Annotated in this window: 17 protein-coding genes; 6 read left to right on the plus strand and 11 right to left on the minus strand. The window is 60.5% G+C overall.

The genetic code is table 11. From position 1 onward, the window contains the following. Nucleotides 1–46: 46 nt before the first annotated feature. Nucleotides 47–3,193, minus strand: coding sequence for an Rne/Rng family ribonuclease (locus tag ACJRPG_RS02820; RefSeq protein ID WP_407998521.1), 3,147 nt, complete (start codon nucleotides 3,191–3,193; stop codon nucleotides 47–49). A gap of 559 nt (nucleotides 3,194–3,752) precedes the next feature. Here ACJRPG_RS02820 and ACJRPG_RS02825 point away from each other — a divergent pair. Genes ACJRPG_RS02825 through ACJRPG_RS02840 form a run of 4 tightly spaced genes read left to right on the plus strand, consistent with a single transcriptional unit; the run spans nucleotide 3,753 to nucleotide 6,835 of the window. Further along, complete coding sequence (locus ACJRPG_RS02825) at nucleotides 3,753–4,772, plus strand: RluA family pseudouridine synthase (protein WP_407998522.1); 1,020 nt, start codon at nucleotides 3,753–3,755, stop codon at nucleotides 4,770–4,772. Nucleotides 4,773–4,786: 14 nt separating this feature from the next. Continuing rightward, nucleotides 4,787–5,446, plus strand: coding sequence for an HAD-IIIA family hydrolase (locus ACJRPG_RS02830; protein WP_407998523.1), 660 nt, complete (start codon nucleotides 4,787–4,789; stop codon nucleotides 5,444–5,446). Next, entirely contained in the window at nucleotides 5,446–5,814 is a 369-nt protein-coding gene (locus ACJRPG_RS02835; RefSeq protein ID WP_407998524.1) for a Rieske (2Fe-2S) protein, read from the plus strand. Before ACJRPG_RS02830 ends, ACJRPG_RS02835 begins: the two co-directional genes overlap by 1 nt. Nucleotides 5,815–5,836: 22 nt before the next feature. Continuing rightward, nucleotides 5,837–6,835: a S49 family peptidase gene (locus ACJRPG_RS02840; RefSeq protein WP_407998525.1), complete on the plus strand. Its 999-nt coding sequence runs from the start codon at nucleotides 5,837–5,839 to the stop codon at nucleotides 6,833–6,835. A gap of 83 nt (nucleotides 6,836–6,918) precedes the next feature. Here ACJRPG_RS02840 and ACJRPG_RS02845 read toward each other — a convergent pair whose 3' ends face one another. From ACJRPG_RS02845 to ACJRPG_RS02880, 8 genes are all read right to left on the minus strand, one after another. Then, entirely contained in the window at nucleotides 6,919–7,242 is a 324-nt protein-coding gene (locus ACJRPG_RS02845; RefSeq protein ID WP_407998526.1) for a hypothetical protein, read from the minus strand. Further along, nucleotides 7,242–7,970: a glycosyltransferase family 2 protein gene (locus ACJRPG_RS02850; protein WP_407998527.1), complete on the minus strand. Its 729-nt coding sequence runs from the start codon at nucleotides 7,968–7,970 to the stop codon at nucleotides 7,242–7,244. Before ACJRPG_RS02850 ends, ACJRPG_RS02845 begins: the two co-directional genes overlap by 1 nt. Further along, nucleotides 7,967–8,599, minus strand: coding sequence for an HAD family hydrolase (locus ACJRPG_RS02855; RefSeq protein ID WP_407998528.1), 633 nt, complete (start codon nucleotides 8,597–8,599; stop codon nucleotides 7,967–7,969). The genes ACJRPG_RS02850 and ACJRPG_RS02855 overlap by 4 nt, the downstream gene beginning before the upstream one ends. Beyond that, nucleotides 8,596–9,219 (minus strand): PI-PLC domain-containing protein, encoded by a 624-nt coding sequence (locus tag ACJRPG_RS02860; RefSeq protein WP_407998529.1) that lies wholly within the window; start codon nucleotides 9,217–9,219, stop codon nucleotides 8,596–8,598. Before ACJRPG_RS02860 ends, ACJRPG_RS02855 begins: the two co-directional genes overlap by 4 nt. Continuing rightward, on the minus strand, nucleotides 9,216–9,974 hold the full coding sequence (locus ACJRPG_RS02865) for a glycosyltransferase family 2 protein (RefSeq protein WP_407998530.1): 759 nt from the start codon (nucleotides 9,972–9,974) through the stop codon (nucleotides 9,216–9,218). Before ACJRPG_RS02865 ends, ACJRPG_RS02860 begins: the two co-directional genes overlap by 4 nt. 259 nt (nucleotides 9,975–10,233) lie before the next feature. After that, nucleotides 10,234–10,527 (minus strand): hypothetical protein, encoded by a 294-nt coding sequence (locus tag ACJRPG_RS02870; RefSeq protein WP_407998531.1) that lies wholly within the window; start codon nucleotides 10,525–10,527, stop codon nucleotides 10,234–10,236. A 160-nt stretch (nucleotides 10,528–10,687) separates the two neighbouring features. Next, nucleotides 10,688–11,122 carry a DUF2442 domain-containing protein gene (locus ACJRPG_RS02875; protein WP_407998532.1) on the minus strand — a complete coding sequence of 145 codons (435 nt, stop codon included), beginning with the start codon at nucleotides 11,120–11,122 and terminating at the stop codon, nucleotides 10,688–10,690. After that, entirely contained in the window at nucleotides 11,109–11,426 is a 318-nt protein-coding gene (locus ACJRPG_RS02880; RefSeq protein ID WP_407998533.1) for a DUF4160 domain-containing protein, read from the minus strand. The genes ACJRPG_RS02875 and ACJRPG_RS02880 overlap by 14 nt, the downstream gene beginning before the upstream one ends. A gap of 173 nt (nucleotides 11,427–11,599) precedes the next feature. Between ACJRPG_RS02880 and ACJRPG_RS02885 the strand changes: the two genes are divergently transcribed. After that, the gene (locus tag ACJRPG_RS02885) at nucleotides 11,600–12,316 is read left to right on the plus strand and encodes a pseudouridine synthase (protein ID WP_407998534.1); all 717 of its coding nucleotides are present in this window, start codon (nucleotides 11,600–11,602) and stop codon (nucleotides 12,314–12,316) included. 28 nt (nucleotides 12,317–12,344) lie between these two features. Here the strand turns inward: ACJRPG_RS02885 and ACJRPG_RS02890 are convergent, their stop codons facing one another. Continuing rightward, entirely contained in the window at nucleotides 12,345–13,721 is a 1,377-nt protein-coding gene (locus ACJRPG_RS02890) for an FAD/NAD(P)-binding protein (protein ID WP_407998535.1), read from the minus strand. A 161-nt stretch (nucleotides 13,722–13,882) separates the two neighbouring features. Between ACJRPG_RS02890 and cysC the strand changes: the two genes are divergently transcribed. Beyond that, nucleotides 13,883–14,494, plus strand: coding sequence for an adenylyl-sulfate kinase (cysC, locus tag ACJRPG_RS02895; RefSeq protein ID WP_407998536.1), 612 nt, complete (start codon nucleotides 13,883–13,885; stop codon nucleotides 14,492–14,494). A 1-nt stretch (nucleotide 14,495) separates the two neighbouring features. Here cysC and ACJRPG_RS02900 read toward each other — a convergent pair whose 3' ends face one another. Continuing rightward, on the minus strand, nucleotides 14,496–15,386 hold the full coding sequence (locus ACJRPG_RS02900) for a class I SAM-dependent methyltransferase (protein ID WP_407998537.1): 891 nt from the start codon (nucleotides 15,384–15,386) through the stop codon (nucleotides 14,496–14,498). Nucleotides 15,387–15,423 lie beyond the last annotated feature (37 nt).

Genomic DNA, 15,423 nt, shown 5'->3' on the forward strand with positions numbered 1-15,423 from the left:
GGAAGCCCGAGGCTTCCCTTTTGTGCTGTTGGTCAGCGCCATCCGCTTAGCGGCGGGTGTCGACCTGGATCAGCGGCTCGTTCGAGACCGGTGGCGCAGGCTTGCGTTCGCGGGGCTTGCGCTCCACGGGCGCGATCTGCGCGGCTGCTTCCTGTGCGGCACGCAGCTTGGCCGGGTCGGTGGCAGCCATCGTCAGGCCTGCGGCTTCCAGGACCTTGTTGATGTCCGCTGGTGCTGGCGCTGGCGCTGGTGCTGGCGCGGCAGAGGCCGGTGCGGGCGCAACGATTTCGCCATGGGCCACAACGACCGGTTCTGCAGCAGGAGCCGCTACAACTGGTTCAGGGAACAGAGGGGCTTGTTCAGCAGCTGGTGCGGCAGCAAGCGGTGCGGTGGCTTCCTCGACAGCCGGAGCGGCCACTGGGGCTTGCTCGACAGCCGGGGCCTCCGCCACAGGCGCTGCTGCGGCAACAGGTGGCTGCTCAGCAGTCGAGGCAACCGCAGGTGCTTGCTCAGCAGCCGGTGCAGCGGCAGCTGCTTGCTCGGCAACAGGGGCAGCCACAGCTGGCTCTTCGGCAACGGGAGCGGCCACTGGCGCTTGCTCGGCAACCGGGGCAACTGCAGCTGCCTGTTCAGCAACCGGCGCAGCGGCAGGTGCTTGCTCGGCAACCGGCGCCAGCGCAGGAGCTTTCTCAGCCGCCGCAGTTGCGGCGGCAGGCGCTGCTTCGGCTGCTGGAGCGGCAGGAGCCTGCTCAGCCGCTACCGGCGCTTCCACCACCGGCGCTGCTTCGACAGGGCGCGCAGCCAGTTTCTCTTCCACGGACTCGCCCGCAGCCGGCACGTCGGCGCCTTCCGCGCCTTCCATGCCCTCAACACCCTCAGCGCCTTCGCGCTCGCGGCGGTTGCGGTTGCGGCCACCGCGGCGGCGGCGGCGGCGTGGCTCGTCGCCACCTTCCGCGCCTTCGTTTTCTTCGCCTTCAGGACCCACATTGCCTGCAGACTTCACGGCGCCAACGTTCTCACCGGTGCCGGTGCCAACCGGACCGACGCCCGCTGCTGCCAGTGCCAGTTCTTCCTGCTTGGCTTCCGCCGGCAGGCCGGTGGCCTTGTCGGCACGTGGTTCGCGCGGTTCACGCGGCTGGCGTGGGGCGCGCTCTGCACGCTCGCCTTTTTCAGCGCGTTCGCCGCGTGGGGCTTTCGCCTCCACCTGGCCTTCGGCGCCTTCGCGCTGTTCGCGCGGCTCGCGTGGTTCGCGCGGCGGACGTGGTGGACGCGGCTGGCGTGCCTCGGCGGCCGGCTTGGCGCTTGCCTCCTCGGCGCCGGCGCGTGCGCCCGGTTCGCGGTCTTCGCGCTCGCCACGGCCTTTGCCGCGGTTACGGCCGCGCGGGCCGCGTGCATTGCGCTCGCCGCGGTCGCCGGCTGGCGCCTTGGTCACGATGGCCGGTGCGGTCGGCTTGGCCGGCTCTTCGTTTTGGCCGGTGAAGAAGGAGATCAGCTTGGCGAAGAAGCCTTTTTCGGCTGGCGCGGCGGCCACTGGCGCGGCCTTGGCCGGAGCGGCCGGGGCAGCGGTGCGGTCCACCATCGGCGCCGGCTGGGCCGGGGTGATGGTCTTGACGACGGCTTCCTGGCGCGGCTTGGCGTCTTCCTTCTGGCGCTTGCTGAAGGCCATGTCGGTCTCCGCCTGCTCGGCCATGGTGTAGGACGCGGCGTGGTCTTCCAGGCGCGGGTCGTCGTGCTTGATGCGTTCCAGCTTGTAGTGCGGGGTGTCCAGATGCTTGTTCGGGATCAGGATCACGGTAATGCGGTGGCGGCTCTCGATCTTCAGCACTTCGCCGCGCTTCTCGTTCAGCAGGAAGGCGGCGACGTCCACCGGCACCTGCACGTGGATCGCGGCCGAGTTTTCCTTCATCGCTTCTTCCTGGATGATGCGCAGCACCTGCAGGGCGGAGGATTCGGTATCGCGGATATGGCCGGTGCCGGAGCAGCGCGGGCAGGTCACGTGCGAGCCTTCGGACAGCGAAGGACGCAGGCGCTGGCGCGACAGTTCCATCAGGCCGAAGCGGGAAATCTTGCCCATCTGAACGCGGGCGCGGTCGTGGTGCAGGGCGTCTTTCAGGCGCTGTTCCACTTCACGCTGGTTCTTGGCGACTTCCATATCGATGAAGTCGATGACGATCAGGCCGCCCAGGTCGCGCAGGCGCAGCTGGCGGGCCACTTCTTCCGCCGCCTCGCAGTTGGTGTGGAACGCGGTGGTTTCAATGTCGGAACCGCGGGTGGCGCGGGCCGAGTTCACGTCCACCGACACCAGCGCTTCGGTGTGGTCGATGACGATGGCGCCGCCGCTTGGCAGCGGCACGGTGCGCGAATACGCGGTTTCGATCTGGTGCTCGATCTGGAAGCGGGAGAACAGCGGCACGTCGTCGCTGTAGCGCTTCACGCGGTGCACCATGTCCGGCATCACATGGCTCATGAACTGATGAGCTTGCTCGTAGATATCGTCGGTATCGATCAGGATTTCGCCGATATCCGGCTGGTAGTAATCGCGAATGGCGCGGATCACCAGCGAGGATTCCTGGTAAATCAGGAAGGCGCCCGGCGCCGATTTGGAGGCGCCTTCGATGGCGCGCCACAGTTGCATCAGGTAGTTCAGGTCCCACTGCAGCTCTTCGACCGTGCGGCCGATGCCTGCCGTGCGGGCAATCACGGACATGCCTTGCGGCAGGTCCAGCTTGTCCATGGTTTCGCGCAGTTCCTGGCGCTCTTCGCCTTCCACCCGGCGCGACACACCGCCGCCACGTGGATTGTTCGGCATCAGCACCAGGTAGCGGCCGGCCAGCGAGATGAAGGAGGTGAGGGCCGCGCCTTTGTTGCCGCGCTCCTCTTTTTCCACCTGCACCATGATTTCCTGGCCTTCGCGCAGCGCTTCCTTGACGGAGGCATTGCGCACGTCCACGCCTTCACGGAAATAGCTGCGCGCCACTTCCTTGAACGGCAGGAAACCGTGGCGGTCTTCGCCGTAGCTGACGAAGCAGGCTTCCAGCGAGGGCTCGATACGGGTGATGACGCCTTTGTAGATATTGGACTTGCGCTGCTCGCGTCCGGCGGTTTCGATGTCGATATCGATCAGTTTCTGACCATCGACAATGGCGACGCGCAATTCTTCCTGCTGCGTCGCATTGAACAACATGCGTTTCATTTTTATTTAACTCCGCGGGCCCATAGGCCTGGTAATGCCCTTTTTGAGAGGGCTTTTCCTTAGGGATACACGCGAGAATTAAGGAGGCTGCGGGGAAATGCCTCGTCATGCAGCAGCGTGCCACGGGCACAGCTACGGCAAAGGGCGCATGGAGCCGATCGTCCTGCCGAGTTTCGCACTGCCCGCAACTCATCCGAACGTCCCGACCTGGTCGGGGCGGAGAATGCAGGCGTGCGCAAAGCGTCGAGCCAGGGCATCTTGTATGGTGCCTGGCGAAAACGGCAAGCGTTATCAGTTCCATCAACCGGCGAGCAACGACTGTAGTGCTTGCTCACCGGACTTATCCTTACTATCCAGCCAATCTAATTCCGGCATTCCGGCGCTTGACCCGATGACAACAGTGGTTGCCACCCTGGCCCGCGCCCGAATGTGCGCATACATTTATTTCCACTGAATTTGCAAAATGGCGAGGCCAGTGGGTACGCCCCTGTGTAAAATTGTACTTTTCTTTCTTACACGTGCAGCAGCCAAACCGCCGCGAGACGATTATATATTCAAAATGAAGGACTTAGAGGGAATTTCTCGGAAGACAAGGCAAACGGTTGTAAAAGAGCCTGTTGCTACTTCCTCAACAAAGGTCCTCCCGCAGGCGCAATTCGTGACGATCGGCGAAGAAGAGGCCGGTCAGCGTATCGATAACTACCTGTTGCGCGTGTGTAAAGGTGTACCAAAAAGCCACATTTACCGCATCCTGCGCTCCGGCGAGGTGCGCGTGAACAAGGGCCGCATCGACCAGTTGTACCGCCTGAACGCGGGCGACCTGGTGCGCATTCCGCCGATCCGCGTGGCGGAAAAGGCCGAAAACAGCGTGCCCGGGGCCGAATTCCCCATCGTTTTCGAGGATACCCACCTGCTGGTGATCAATAAACCGGCGGGCGTGGCCGTGCACGGCGGCTCCGGCGTGTCCTTCGGCGTGATCGAACAGCTGCGCGCTGCGCGGCCGGAAGCCAAATTCCTGGAGCTGGTGCACCGCCTGGACCGCGAGACCAGCGGCCTGCTGCTGATCGCCAAGAAGAGGTCAGCGCTTACCAACATGCACGACCAGATGCGCGACGGCGTGACCGACAAGCGCTACTTTGCGCTGGCCGTGGGCGACTGGAAGAACAAGCGCCAGCACGTGAAGCTGCCGCTGCACAAATACACGACGGCGGACGGCGAGCGCCGGGTGGTGGTGCAGGAGGGCGGGCAGGAGGCGCACACCGTTTTCACGCTGCTCAAAAAATATGCAAACTTCGCCTTGCTGGAAGCCGAGCTGAAAACCGGCCGCACCCACCAGATCCGCGTTCATCTGGCATCGTCGGGCTTCCCCATCGCTGGTGACGAGAAATACGGCGATTTCGCACTCAACAAGGCGCTGCAGAAAGCCGACGCCACGCGCGGCGCGCTGAAGCGCATGTTCCTGCACGCGCACCAGATTACCTTCACGCACCCCGATTCGGGCAAAAAGATGACCCTGAACGCACCGCTCGCCCCCGAATGCGAAAAATTCTTGGTAAGCTTGGGCCAACCGCTGGATTAAGTAAAAAACAATACATGCCAAGAAAGCAATTTGATCTGATCGTCTTCGATTGGGACGGCACGCTGATGGACAGCACCGCCACCATTGTGAAGTCGATCCAGGCCGCCGCCAAAGACCTTGGCCTGCCCGTTCCCACCCGCGAAGCTGCCGCCCACGTGATCGGCCTCGGCCTGCACGAGGCGATGGCGGTTGCCATGCCCGGGCTGGACGCCAGGATGCTCGGCCGCATGGTGGAACGCTACCGCTACCACTACCTGAGCAAGGACCACGAGCTGACCCTGTTCGACGGCGTGCCCGAAATGCTGGACGAACTGTTCCAGCAGGGGTATTTCCTGGCCGTGGCCACCGGCAAGAGCAGGGTAGGCCTGAACCGTGCGCTGAACGCGGCCAAACTGCTGTCCACCTTCCACGCTACCCGCTGCGCCGACGAAACCTTTTCGAAGCCGCACCCGGCCATGCTGCAGGAACTGACCCGCGAGCTGGGCCAGGACCTGAAGCGCACCGTAATGATCGGCGACACCACGCACGACCTCTTAATGGCGCAAAATGCGGGATCTTCTGGCATCGCCGTCGAATATGGCGCGCATCCGGTGAGCCAGCTGGCCGCCTGCCGGCCGGTGTTCTCGGCGAAAACGGTGCCCGAACTGCACCAGTGGCTGAACGAGAACGCCTGATGAGCGAGCAGATCCTCATTTGCGCGGCGGCCGACGTGCCGGAAGGCGGCAAGGGCGTGCGCTTTCCCGTGACGGCGGGCGGCGACGATGCCACCGGCTTCGTGGTGCGCTACGGCGGCAAGGCCTTCGGCTACCTGAACCGCTGCGCCCACATTCCCGTGGAACTGGACTGGAACCAGGGCGAGTTCTTTGAATCCAGCGGCCTGTATATCATGTGCGCTACCCACGGCGCCATCTACACGCCGGAAAGCGGCCAGTGCGTGGGCGGCCCCTGCCGAGGCGGAAAACTGCGCCAGATCGCGGTCAGCGAGCACGACGATAATATTTACTGGATCCCGGACGAGTATGTACGCCCGGCGCGCGCCTGAAGCGCTTACCTGAGAAGCAACCATGAGCGAAGAGAACCACACCATTCCGCCGGCGCCTGCGCCGCAGCCAGCAGCCAACCCTCCCATCAACTGGGAGCGCGAGGTGCTGGAAAAGCTGGTCTTCGCCACCCTGAAAGAACAGCGCGCCAACCGCCGCTGGAGCATCTTCTTCAAAGTCTTCCTGCTGGTGGTGATTTTCCTGGCTGTTGCGAACTACTTCAACTTCAGCATTGTGAGCGGGGAAGGCGAAGTGGGTCGCCATACGGCGCTGATCGAGATCGACGGCAATATCGACAGCGAAGGCAGCGGCTCGGCAGGCGTGGTGATTCCCGCGCTGAACAAAGCCTTCTCGGATGGCGGCTCGGCGGCCGTGGTGCTGCACATTAACAGCCCCGGCGGCAGCCCGGTGCAGGCGGGCATGATCGTGGACGAAATCCGCCGCCTGCGCAAAGGCTATCCGGACAAGCCGCTGTATGTGGTGGTGGACGAGATCTGCGCTTCCGGCGGCTACTATATTGCCGCCGCGGCCGACCGCATTTATGTGAACAAGGCCAGCGTGGTGGGCTCGATCGGCGTGCTGATGGAAGGCTTCGGCTTTACCGGCACCATGGAAAAGCTGGGCGTGGAGCGCCGCCTGCTGACGGCCGGCGCCGACAAGGGCTTCATGGATCCGTTCAGCCCGGAGACCGAAGCGCACAAGCGCCACGCCCAGGCCATGCTGAACGAAATTCACCAGCAGTTCATTGAGGTGGTGCGCAGCGGGCGCGGCAAGCGCCTGAAGGAAACACCGGAGACCTTCTCCGGCCTGTTCTGGACCGGCGCCCGCGCCGTGGACATGGGCCTGGCGGACGATTTCGGCACCGTGGACACGGTGGCGCGCGACGTGGTGAAAGCGGAAGACGTGATCGACTACACCCAGCACGAAGGCCTGCCCGAGCGCGTGCTGAAGAAATTCGGCGCCTCGGTGGGCGCCGGCGCCATCAAGGCCGCCGCCGACGCGGCCAAGCCGGCGCTACGCTGACCTGCTTGTCGTCCCCACGAAGGTGGGGACCCGGGAGCGCGCCGGCACACTCCCGAATTACCACCTGCGCGGCAATGACGGTATCAATCCACCACGTACTTGTCGTTCAGCGCGCCGGGCAGCTTCACCACCACATTGACGGCATCGCTGATGGCGACGAAGTCGGTGATTTCGCCCGGCTTCAGCACCACGATATCTCCGGGCCCCCAGGTGCGGCCGCACATGCGCACCTCGCCCGACACGATGGCCGTGATCTCGGTGGCAACCTTGTGGTAATGCGCCGACTCATGATCGCCCGCCTTATAGTGCTTGATGGCCACCTCGCAGGCTTCCGTGCTGAGCGCCGTCGGTGCGAAGCCGCCGACGAACCAGCCCTTGATCATGTCATCCAGTCGAAAGTTTTCCATCAGGCGCGCTCCTGGTCCATCTGTGCGTAGTAGAGGTTGACCTGCTTCTCGGTCTTCAACTGGTGATACTGCTTGCCTTCGATGCGGTAGACGCCGATGCGCTGGTGTTTCAGCACCAGCTCATTGAAGGCCGGGCAGATGAAGTAGAAGCCGCCCACATTGGCGTCCTTGCGGATCATGCTTTTCGCGGCGGCGACGAAGTCCTTGCCATGGCGGTACCAGTAAAAGCCGGCCGTTGCCTCGCGGCTGATGGGATTCTTTTCCGCCGCTTCCACCACCAGCCCGTTCGCATCCAGCCGCACGTAGGAATAGCGCGGGTGCACCGAGGGGAAGGCGATGGTGCCCGCATCCAGCTGGCGCGCCATGAAGTCGTTGATGACGGTGGCAAAATCCACGGCCAGCAGCGAATCGCCGTTCAGGATCAGCAGCGGCTCGTCATTGTCCGTGTACGGTGCAGCCAGCAGCGCCGAGCAGGCGGCGCCCTGCACCTTGTCGGAGACTGTGACCACCTCCGCATTGGCGCACAGCAGCTTCACCACATTGTCCAGATGGTGGCGGCGCGCGTCTTCGCGGCGGATGGCAACAATGATCTTCGACGGGTTCAGGCGGGCACAGGCCACCAGGATGCGCTCGATCAGCGGGCTGCCTTCAATTTCGGTAAGGCAGAGCGGATAGGAATCGGCCAGTTCCGGATTCGGCTTGCCGGCTGCAAGAATCAGTACATTCACTTTACTTCTCCTGCATTGATGGCGTTAATCCGCGCCAGGATGTTCTCGATATTCACGTCGCTGACCTCCGTCACCGGCAGCACATGCGCGCCTGCCGCAGTGGCGGCGCGGATGCCGTTGTCGTTGTCCTCTACGATCAGGCACTCCTTCGGATCAAGCCCGAAATGGTTGATGGCCTTGGTGTAGATTTCCGGATGCGGCTTGGCCTGGCTAACGTCTTCATTGGACAGCATCAGGTCCAGGTAGGGCGACAGCCTGGCTTTCTCCATCATGACCTCCACCGTCTTGCGGATGGAATTCGAGGCCACGGCCAGCTTGTAGTCCATGCCCTTCAGGCGCGACAGCGCAAACTCGTGCACGAAGCTGGGGCGGCACTTGGCATGCACGATCTCCATCGTGTATTCCTGCTTCATCTCATTGATGAATTTGTGCAGCTCGCGCGGCAGCGAGGATTCCATCGACAGCATCTCCAGCTTCTTCGACGTGGGCAGGCCGTCGTAGGTGGTGAGATGCTGGTAGCGGTTGATTTCAAAGCCGAACAGCTGCAAGGCGCGGTTGAGGGCATCGTAATGCCAGTCCTTCGCCTCGATCAGCACGCCGTCCATATCGAAGATAACTGCTTTAATCATTGCTGGGTTCCAAAGAAGGTTTGTGCATCCGTTGGCAGGTCCGTGCACAGCGACAGGTGCGGGTAGTGTTTGAGCTCCGCCAGCATGGTCCACAGGGCCTGGTGCGGCCTGCCGTGCAGCTCGGGCGACACCACGCACACCGGGCGCGATCGGTCGAGCTGGGCGCGGATGGTGGCCGCGTCATACCATTCGCCGCTGAATCCATCCAGCCAGATGCCCTGGATTTGCGGCTCCCAGGGGATGCTCTGTTCCACCTCGCTCAGGCGCGCATACACGGCATTGCCTGCCGCCAGATGATGGCGCATATCCGGCACCGACATATCGAACACGAACCAGTTCGTGACGCCCGCTGCCTGCATCGCTTTCTTCAGCGGCTCGGCCAGGCCATCGGCCTTGATGTTCATTGCCAGCGGCAGGCCGCAATCGCCAAAGATGCCGAGGAACTGCTGCAGCGGCATGGCGCCGTTGCGCGCGGGGTCGTGCGAAATAACCAGCTCGCCGTTCAGGTCCCGCACATCGGTCTCGGTGCCGAAGCCCATCTTGAAGGAGCGTTCGAAGGCTTCAACCGTATTCTTCTCGCCCGGGTTCAGCCAGAAGCCGCGGTGGCTCAGCACCTTCATGCGGCGCTCCAGTCCAGCGAGCGCGATACCGGATGCGCGAGGAAGAAGTCGAGGTCGGCCGGAATGCCCAGGCCATACATGCCATGCTGCTCGCTGCCCACGTTCACATAGCCGAACTTCTGGCCGCGGGCGATCAGGCGGTTATACACCGGTGCCACATAGAACTCGTTGTTCACCCGCTCGTTCATGGCGATCATCTCTTTTGCGCCGGCTACGAAGTCCGCGCCGCGGGCGAAGTTGTAGATGCCCACCGTGGCCTCATTCGAGATCACTTCCTTTTCCACCACGCGCGTAATGGCGCCGCCGGCGTCGGTAGCGATGAAGGACCACTTCGGGTCATCCGCCGTCATGGTCATGATCAGGCCATCCAGCTGCTCGGCGCTCATCTTGTTCAGGTAGTCGTTGATATCGTAGTCGACAAACTGGTCGCTGTTGGCGATCATCAGGTGATTGCCGTTGTCGATGTATTCCTGGGCCGCCAGCACGGTGCAGGCGGCGCCCTCGGTCATGCCGTCGATCGTTACCACCACGCTGCCCGGCGCCCACTTGCGCAGGTTTTCGCCCAGCCCGTATTTTTGGTCATGGCTTTGCTGGCAGATGAAAATGAAGCGGTGTTCGCAGGCGGGGCGCAGGTTTTCGATCACGTAGCGGATCATGGGAATACCGTGAATGGGGATCAGCGGCTTGGGGTCAACATAGCCCACCTTGGCAAACCGGCTGCCGGCGCCGGCCATGGGTACAACGATATTCAACATAAAAATCCCCGAGAAGTTGTCTTTTACGCATCGCTGGCGCTGCGGCGCCACCCGCTATGATAGACGAGCCAAAGCCCACTGCAAATCGGCAATTGCGTAACGGGGAAAAACGCCGCGGATTAGTGCTTGCATATCGCGGCGGGTGTTCTATAGTGGTCATGTAGTTCAAACAAGGGACGGCAAATCAAACCTTATTTCCACTTTCTTCGCCATCTTGTGGGAACTGCATGAGCGCATCGCGAATGCGAAAAAGAGAGAATTACAATTCCTCGCAAGAGTCCCGTGACGGGACTGGAAAACGGCGGCCTTGTGCCGCTGTTTTCGTGCCTGCTTCCGCAATCGTTTGCGCGCCGCTCGTGTCGGGCGCGGCGAAGCCGCCGCGCCGCAGCCAGGCCAGATAGCGTTCCTGGGTGAGCTCCAGCCAGTGCGCCTGCGGCATCGGCTCCGGTAAGGCGGCCTCGTCCGGCACGCGCCAGCGCGCCAGCGCCAGTGCCGCCGCATGCCTGGCCGCCGCATGACGGGCCAGTCCAGCCTGCTTGATCTTCACTTTCATCTGCGTTCTCCGATGCGGTTGTCTTTTCTGATAGGCCATTCAGTAAATTCCTACCATGCATTCAGTGTAGCAATGCCATCGGAACACCTTCTTGATCCACGTCAATCGAACATTCCGGTACCAATTCCCGCCAGTGCAGCAGCGCGTACCTGAAGTTAGGTTAAGCAGCCTCGACGATCTTAGCGACAGCTTTTTTCGGCCGTCCACCCAGTTTTCCATTGGCCCTTGCCGCAGCTTGTTTTGCCGATGTAGTGGCCGCTCCCCCCGCCTTGCCATGTTGCGCGGCAAGCCAGCGTTTGGAACCTAAAAAGCCTTCGATCAAACTTGGAATGTAGAGATCGGCGTCGATCTTCGGGAAATAGATGCCCAAGCCAGAAGGGCTGATCTCGACGACATCCAGATCGCGAGGACGCGCATGTTCAAGCCCTTGTGCATGTCGCGGCGAAAACGCTAGGTCGAGACCGCTATCAAGCGACAGTACAACGCGCGAAATGCGGCGGTCATAACGTGCGGCGACAACCGTCGGATAAGTTCCTTGCTTCCCCACAGCGCGCCGGTTGGCAGCCTCCATGATCTCAGCGTTAATAACGGCCATGAATTTCTTCCCAGTGTGAACAAAGATGAGTGAGATTGGCGGACACCGTGTATCCAATCTGCGTCAGAACCTTTTGCGAAAAGCCGTAGTTCTCTCTCAACGCCGGCGGGCCGCTCGGACAACGCAAGGTAAACACCGCTTCACAACCGTTGCCCATAACATGAACGTGAGCTGGGCGATGGTCGTTCGGATAGACGACGAACCGCAATCCGAGTGTGTTCAACACAGTAGGCATTATAGCAAAAACCCAAACTGCTTGGGTTATCCGGTGGCGTAAATGGATGGTTTGCTGACGGTCGCTCATACCTGCGCATCGTCGACCGTAGCTCGGATGCTAACTGATCGGCACTCGTGAGGCTTGGGATAAGCCAACTGCGCTAGTCGTCTCAGATAAAGGCAGTCGATGTGGCTCATGAAGGCGAAATCCCTGCGCCTTTATCGTAAGCTTTGAGTGCCGCCATCCGGTAAAATTCGATCATGAGCAAACAAACCCTAGACCGCATCCTGCAATCGCAGGGATTCGGCACCCGCAAATATTGCCGCTCGCTGATCGAAGACGGCGACGTGATCGCCAACGGCGAACTCCAGGACAACTACAAAGCCCAGATCGAAACGGACGGCCTCGTGCTCGAAGTGTTCGACGAACGCTGGGTGTACCGCGAGCGCGTGTACCTTGCGCTGTACAAGCCGGCCAACTACGAATGCTCGCGCAAGCCCAGCCATCATCCCGGCGTGCTGGAACTGCTGCCCGAGCAGTTCACCTGGCGCGACGTGCAGCCGGTGGGGCGCCTCGACCACGACACCACCGGCCTGCTGCTGATGTCCGATGACGGCCCCTTCATCCACGCCCAGTCCTCGCCCAAACGGCATGTACCGAAGGTCTACCAGGCCACCACGCAGGAACCGGTAACGGACGCGCTGGTGCAACGACTGCTGGGCGGCGTGCAGCTGCACGATGAACCGGCACCGCTGGCCGCGCTGGTCTGCGAGAAGAAGGGCGAGCGCCAGCTGGAGATTGTGCTGGAGCAGGGCAAGTACCACCAGGTAAAGCGCATGCTGGCCGCCGCCGGCAATCACTGCGCTGCACTGCACCGCTCCGCCATCGGGCGGCTGCAGCTCGAATCGCTGGGGCTGCATGAAGGGGAGTGGTGCTACCTGAATGAGGAGCAGCTTGCGATGCTGGCCTCGGTCTGAGGCAACGCCATCGCACGGCACCAGCTCGCTATTCACTCAGCAGTTTCTGGGTCAGCGTGCGCGCAAAGCGCCGAAGATCGGGAACCGCGGTCGCCTCCCAATAGTCAGCTTTTAGCCAGGGGCCGATATAGAATAATTGGCTGGAGGGCTGTCCTTGAGCGGTCAATATTGCACAATCGGGATCCACATCGATTCCCAATCCGAGCGCATCGGGACGGATAAGCTCTTCCCGTAACAGCTGCTGTATCAGGGGGCTCTCAACCTGGCGCGGATCGGAGCAGGGGCCGGTACAGTTGATGACGTACTGGGTGAAGATGGAGCTAGGGACATTTGATCCTCGGTGGCACAATGTGACCTTGATCCCGGAGCTGTTTTCTTCAAAGCCCAGTACGCGCGCGGCGGACAGGCGGACGTTGCCGTGTTCAATGAAGGCTTCAAAGCGTTCGGCGATGGCGGGTGCCAGGCGGTGCCGGTGAGTGTCCCAGAATGGCTGCAGGTGACGCAAAAAACGGCGGCGCTCTTTGGGCGGATATGCGCGCCAGATATCGGCCGTCGCGGGCCGCAATATGGCTAAGCCCTCACGCCAGTCGCGGCCCTGGAGCGCCAGTTTTTTACAGTAATTCCGGAAAGCTCTGAGTTGCGCGCGGACGGTGCTTGCATCTCCCCATATCGCGGACGTGCCCGCCTCGTGAGGTTTCGCCGCAACCATCCTATGGTATTGAGGACGCAGCCCACGACGCGATACGGCATCGATACGGCGGTCCGGATTCTGGCGGAGTAAAGTCATCGCTACATCGACTGCGGTCAATCCCGTGCCGATCAGCATTACCGGCGCCGCGGCTGGAATAGCATCCAGTCTAGCCTGATCCCAAGGATCTCTCAAATAACGCTTGGAGTTATAGAACGCCGGATCGGCAATGCGTGGATTATGGGAAGGGAAATGCCCTGGTGCTAACACGACCTTGTCTGCGTGAAGATTGCGTCCCGATCCGAGTACAACCCGATGACTGGCCATATTCTCAGCCGGGCAAATGGCCACAACATGCTCATAGATTCTCTCCAGGACGTTACCAGACCTTGTCAGTAGCTCGGCCTGGTTGAGTATCCATTCCAGATACTCGCCATAGATGCGGCGCGGCATGAAGCTGCCAGAAGTCGCGGCAGGATCAATTCCCTTCACGAAGTCCAGAAAGTGATCCGGTTCCTCGTCGTAAGCGCTCATATTTCCTGCAGGTACATTCAACGTATGATCTGCGCTTTGCGTGCCGTAGGCCATGCCGCGTGCAATATGGCCTGAGCCATTGAGGAGCGTTATCTGTACTGAGTGCGCCGCGGCTGAGCGCAGTAGCCGTGCGGCCACGACGGTGCCGGAATAGCCCGCACCGATAATCACAATTCGCTTCATATCTTATTTTTGCATATGCGCCACCGTATTAATGATTTATTGTAATAGCAAACCAGGCCGTGACTCCGGCTTGCTTACTTTTTGTAACGCACCCCGGTAAACTGGGAGCGCTCCATGTACTGAACTGTCATACTTCGCGAATGCAGCCCGTAGAGAACAAATTGATTACGAAATCCAGAAATATCGTGTGGCATGACGCTACTATCACCCGCCGCCATCGTGAGGAGCTCAACGGGCACCAAAGTAAGTTGATTTGGTTCACCGGTCTATCAGGATCGGGCAAGTCTACGCTGGCGCATGCAATCGAGGAGAGGCTGCACCGGATGGGGTGCCGTACTTTCGTGCTTGATGGCGATAACGTGCGCCACGGCTTATGTGCCGATCTCGGCTTCTCTGACGATGCACGGGCGGAGAACATCCGTCGTGTGGGAGAGACCGCAAAACTGTTCGTAGACGCGGGAATACTTGTGCTGACCGCCTTCATTTCCCCCTTCGAGGCAGACCGGGCGCGGGTGCGTGCACTGCTGGGGCAGGGCGACTTTGTCGAAGTGTATTGCCACTGTTCGCTATCAACCTGCGAAAAGCGCGATGTGAAAGGGTTATATAAGCGAGCACGCGCCGGGGAAATCCAGGATTTTACTGGGATATCCTCTCCCTACGAAGTGCCGGCGGCGCCCGATCTGAAAATCGATACGGAATCAATCTCTGTGGAAGACTCCGTAGATCTCGTATTGTCCTTGCTCCATGCAAGGGGAGTTTTCGCCGGGCGCTGACTCACTTTTGGCAATAAAAGATTATCTGGTTGGTGTAATAGCCCATCGCCTCGGAGTGGAAAATGGCTGCATGGGCTTCGGTAAAGCCTGCCCGGTGCAGATCTTCCAGCAACTTCCAGCCGAAATGCCTGAAACATAGGATTCCATCCCCGGACAGGGGATCGCCATGGTACTCAGGAGGCAAGATGTGCCTGATTTCCCCTGTGCTCAGCTCAAGGGCCCTCTCCACATGAGTGCTGGAATGCGGATTGAACGGAACGGTAAACAGCATACAGCCGCCTGGGGCAAGGACTCGGTAGCATTCGGCCAAGGCCTTCCGGTGGTCGAATATATGTTCGAAGACATCGAAGCTCAGGATGGCGCGGAAATGGTTATCCGGAAAGCTCAAGCTTCTGCCGTCTTCGTTCCGTATCCCCCGATGATCGTACGTCCCCAAGGGAACTGCATGCCCGAGAAACTCTGCACCGATCAGATTGGGATAGCTTTCTTTCAGGTGCGAGTACAGAGCCGTGGTTTGCTCGAAAATGAAGATCTGATCGTCGAAAAATGTATTGGACACGAGTTCAAAAAAATGCACCGCCGCTCTCGTCCGGTTATTAAGTCCGGTAACAGGGCATACCGCTCTTTCGCGCCAATTTACTACCGGATATCCTTCCGAATACGCGAAGTCGCAATGAAAGTTAACCTCTTGCTGAGCTGTATAAGAAAACCCTCGGACCTGAAAATCCTGTGCGTCGGGCGGAAGAAATTTATTTATGCGGTGCAGATGTTTTTGATATGCGTCATTGCTTTTGAATAAAAATGTTTCAAATTCCGACTGGCTGTAGATTTTATATATTTTCATTTGTGTATATTCCTGACCTGTCCAGATTAGAGCGGATTTGCTATTCATGCAAGGAAATTTTCGTGTAACCGATGCAATTCTGTTG

It is taken from the genome of Pseudoduganella rhizocola, assembly GCF_045984285.3.
GTDB lineage: Bacteria > Pseudomonadota > Gammaproteobacteria > Burkholderiales > Burkholderiaceae_D > Rugamonas.